Here is a 3,603-nt window from a genome sequence, read left to right on the forward strand (position 1 = left end):
CACGCGTCATCGGCGACTGGATCAGTTTTTACAATAACCGTCGTCCTCATCAGGCCCTTGCCATGCGCACGCCTGCCGAGGCATTCAGACTAACGGCCTAAACTGAGCAGAAAACGCTGGGTCATTACAGTTCTCGGCACACCAGCCGAGGATGGCATTACTTGTCAGTTCGCTTCCGTTATCGCTGACAATCATCCCAGGCTTTCCCCGCCGTTCGATAAGGGCTGTCAGTTCGTTTGCCAGTTCTCTCAACCGACCACGCAAGGCCGTATCCGGCGCACGCTGCGCAACATACCGGACCATCTTGCGATCCGCGCCCGCAATCCGGCACGCCCGCCGTTCTGAGAACCCGAATTGGCTTCTCAGTTGCGCGACAGCTTCGCGCTTAACAGCGGGCGTTACCGTTCGGGCATTCTCTTGAACCAGTGGCGTTCATGCCCTCACTTTGAAACCAACTCGCGCATCGCTGCCAGATCCAGCATCTGTTCAGCCAGCAGCTTTTTGAGTTTAGCGTTCTCATCCTCAAGCGTCTTCAGCCGCTTGGCTTCGGACACAGTCATCCCGCCAAACTTGGCTTTCCAGTTATAGAAAGTGCCTTCGGCCATACCGTGTTTGCGGCAAAGGTCGGCACATTTTGCGCCGGCCTCATGCTCAGTCAAAATCCCGATGATCTGTTCGTCCGTAAATCGTGTGCGCTTCATAATCTGTCCTCAAATTGGATCAGACTCTAATCGATGATGGAGGAAAATTCCCGTGGCAGGTCAAGATGGTTGAGAGTTGGGAGAGCTTGCGGGGGCTGATCGAGCGGATCGTGCTGATCCCGCATGAACAGTGCGACGGCTATGCGATTGATCTGAGTGGTGAGCTAGGCGCGCTGTTGAACCTTGCGACGGGCTCCACGGCAACCGCTTTGAATAGACCAGAAAGCCAAGTATCTGATATATCTTCGGAATTATTTTTGGTTGCGGGAGCTCGAATTGCGCACTATTTGCTGCACACAGCACGCTTTTAAGGAAGCTGTATGGGCATTTCTTTTTTATGAGCCAGACCATGAACGGGAACGCTGGCGACGGCCCTCTCCAAAACAGATCAGTTCACAACGGCCTCACCCAACTCCTTTAGAGATGGCCTAATAAAGCTGTAGCTTCGCGCACGCGCACGACGGTACATCATCTTATCTGCATTGCGCGTAGGGTATTAAAAGTCTGGAGACCACCTGCCTATCGTCACCCGCCCGATCGGCGCGGGACTGCAAAAGGCGATCAACCTTGGCGTTTGGGCCGAGGATCACGACATCGACTATGTCCAAGCCTTCCGCCAGACCGCGTCTAGTGTGATGCCTGAATAGGGGTTTCACCTGCGGCCTCGGGACACAGCGAAGGGACAACACTGCCCTGCATGCGAAACTGCAACCCTGTAATCCCGACTTGGCACGACTTTTGAAGTTGCCGCAGAACGCTCTCCGATCACGACTTCAACCTGATTTTCAAGCGAATCAGTCATGGCTTCATGAAAACACATAGACTTTATTGAATATAACGGGTTGAACATTCACGAAGTACGATATTAATCAATTTAATTGACTTATCACGGAGAGCGTCATTTTTCTTCCAACAATTTGGAATATTGTTCTAATATATATTTATATCACAGAAATTCATCCCGATACGAAATTAAATTGCGTGCGTTTCTTGGATTACTTCCCAAACGGGCACATTTGGCATCTTCCGATGCCTGAGCTGTCTATAAGGACACTCGCGGCCGGTCTCGTTCGGCCAGAAGCGTTGCTGTCCGCAGATAAATCCATGCGTAAAATGATAAATTTTTCACGTGCTGATGATCACATTTCAAGCCCCAAGATACCTCTTGTGATCTTCAGATACGCTATTTTAAAGCCGCTTTGGAAAGTTAACGCTGAGTAAACGCCAAAGCCGGTACCGCTAGCGGACCACCCTGCGAACCACCTGCAGACCCGCCAGAAGGCCGGCCCCTACGTCAGCGATGGTAGAACAATGCCCGAGACCCTCTCTAGCAGAGGCCTTCAAGAGCTTGCTCTGGAGGCACAGAATATCTTTGCCGCGTTTAAGGCTGAAGACATCACGCATGTGGTGTTGCCCGCGGATTTTAAACCCGCCGTCGGCCTGTTGCAGTTCGCTGTTTCGCTGCGTTCGACCGCCCGCGCTTTGGGCCGGTCGGTGACCATCACGACATCTGACGCTGACCTGATCCGCACGGCTGATGCCTGCGGCTTGGGGGATGTGTTGGATCAAACCGAACCCCAAACCGCCGGAGGCTCTGATGTCGAATGATGTCCTGCTGATCTTTCTGGAAGAACTGCGCGAGCTAAAAGAGCAGCTTGATACCGCGCTGCTGACCCTGCGTAAGAACTACGCTGACCAATCCAGCATTGACGCGGCCTTCCGCGCTTTGCACACCGTTAAAGGCAGCGGCGCCATGTGTGGTCTGACACAGCTGTCGGAATTCGCCCATGCGTTCGAAACCCTGTTTGACGAGTTCCGCAAAGGCAACGCCGCCGTCACTCAAGAGGTGATCCGCCTGTCGTTCGAGGCCAGTGATCTGCTGCCCGATCTGGTGAACCCCAATGATCTGACTGCCACCCGCAGCGCCACCATCCTTGCCGGACTGGCCGCTGTGGTCGAAGGCGGCACGGCCCCAACAGCCCGCATCGAGTTTAGCTTCCGGCTGAAGGGTAACGTGCTGGAACTGGGTGCAAATCCTGACCTGCTGCTAGAAGACCTGCGCCAACTGGGCGCTGAGGATATCACTGCCGACACAAGTCAGGTGCCGACCCTTGACGCGCTGGATGTAGACACCTGCTACATCGGCTGGAAAATGACCCTGCCCGCCGACGTCTCGCAAGAAGCGCTGGACGAACTATTCCTGTTCTACGACATCGAAAAGAACTTTCACGTATCGCCCGAGCAATCCGCTGTCCCGGTTGCGAAGGTGGAGTCTGAGCCGGGGGCGAACGGTCGCTCCCCTAAAAACACGCCCCCTGCTCAGGCTGAAACTTCGATCCGCGTTGGTACGTCCAAACTGGACAGCCTTGTGGATCAGGTGGGTGAATTGGTCATCTTTGACGCCCGCCTTAGCGAGATGGCCCGTCAGTCGAAAGACCCCAGCCTTGTGGCCCTGGCCGAGCAGATCAACCGTCTGTCGCTTGGTCTGCGCGATACGGCCATGTCGATCCGCATGGTGCCCTTCGGCACGCTGGCCTCTCGGTTTGAACGGCTGGTCGCAGACCTGTCGATGACCCTTGGCAAAGATGTGGACATGGTTGTGTCGGGCCGCGAGACCGAGCTGGACAAAACCATGATAGAAAAACTGGCCGATCCGCTGGTCCATATCGTGCGCAACAGCATGGACCACGGGATCGAGACAGCCGACGACCGCACCGCCGCCGGAAAGCCCGCCACTGGCAATATCGAGATCAAGGCCGAGCATATCGGCAGCGAAGTAATCGTTACCGTGAAAGACGACGGCAAGGTGTTAGATGTCACCGAGAACTGACCCAGCATTGTCATGAAGATTTGACCCGCCTTTCAGTTATGTGCGTTGCTTCATGATGGGGTCAATGTGGTT

General features: G+C 54.7%; 4 protein-coding genes and 1 pseudogene. 4 read left to right on the top strand and 1 reads right to left on the bottom strand.

Annotated elements, in window-relative coordinates:
* Window positions 1-8 precede the first annotated feature (8 nt).
* Window positions 9-101 carry an integrase core domain-containing protein gene (locus CLV74_RS23440; RefSeq protein ID WP_342753508.1) on the top strand — a complete coding sequence of 31 codons (93 nt, stop codon included), beginning with the start codon at window positions 9-11 and terminating at the stop codon, window positions 99-101.
* Here the strand turns inward: CLV74_RS23440 and CLV74_RS22295 are convergent.
* Window positions 91-701, bottom strand: a pseudogene (locus CLV74_RS22295) (transposase); the annotation flags it as partial. The gene CLV74_RS23440 and the pseudogene CLV74_RS22295 overlap by 11 nt on opposite strands.
* 65 nt (window positions 702-766) lie before the next feature.
* Between CLV74_RS22295 and CLV74_RS22300 the strand changes: the two are divergent.
* From CLV74_RS22300 to CLV74_RS22310, 3 genes are all read left to right on the top strand, one after another.
* A complete protein-coding gene (locus CLV74_RS22300; RefSeq protein ID WP_106269122.1) occupies window positions 767-1,012 on the top strand; it encodes a hypothetical protein in 246 nt (81 codons plus the stop codon).
* A gap of 1,000 nt (window positions 1,013-2,012) precedes the next feature.
* Entirely contained in the window at window positions 2,013-2,309 is a 297-nt protein-coding gene (locus CLV74_RS22305) for a hypothetical protein (RefSeq protein WP_106269124.1), read from the top strand.
* Window positions 2,299-3,531 (top strand): chemotaxis protein CheA, encoded by a 1,233-nt coding sequence (locus tag CLV74_RS22310; RefSeq protein ID WP_170108138.1) that lies wholly within the window; start codon window positions 2,299-2,301, stop codon window positions 3,529-3,531. The genes CLV74_RS22305 and CLV74_RS22310 overlap by 11 nt, the downstream gene beginning before the upstream one ends.
* Window positions 3,532-3,603: the final 72 nt, after the last annotated feature.

Origin of the sequence: Donghicola tyrosinivorans (assembly GCF_003003355.1) — a bacterium.
In the GTDB taxonomy this organism is placed as follows: domain Bacteria; phylum Pseudomonadota; class Alphaproteobacteria; order Rhodobacterales; family Rhodobacteraceae; genus Donghicola; species Donghicola tyrosinivorans.

What these genes read in the sequence shown, in the direction of transcription:
- CLV74_RS22300 (WP_106269122.1), top strand. Translation starts at nt 767, where the DNA reads ATGGTTGAGAGTTGGGAGAGCTTGCGGGGGCTGATCGAGCGGATCGTG.
- CLV74_RS22305 (WP_106269124.1), top strand. Translation starts at nt 2,013, where the DNA reads ATGCCCGAGACCCTCTCTAGCAGAGGCCTTCAAGAGCTTGCTCTGGAG.
- CLV74_RS22310 (WP_170108138.1), top strand. Translation starts at nt 2,299, where the DNA reads ATGTCGAATGATGTCCTGCTGATCTTTCTGGAAGAACTGCGCGAGCTA.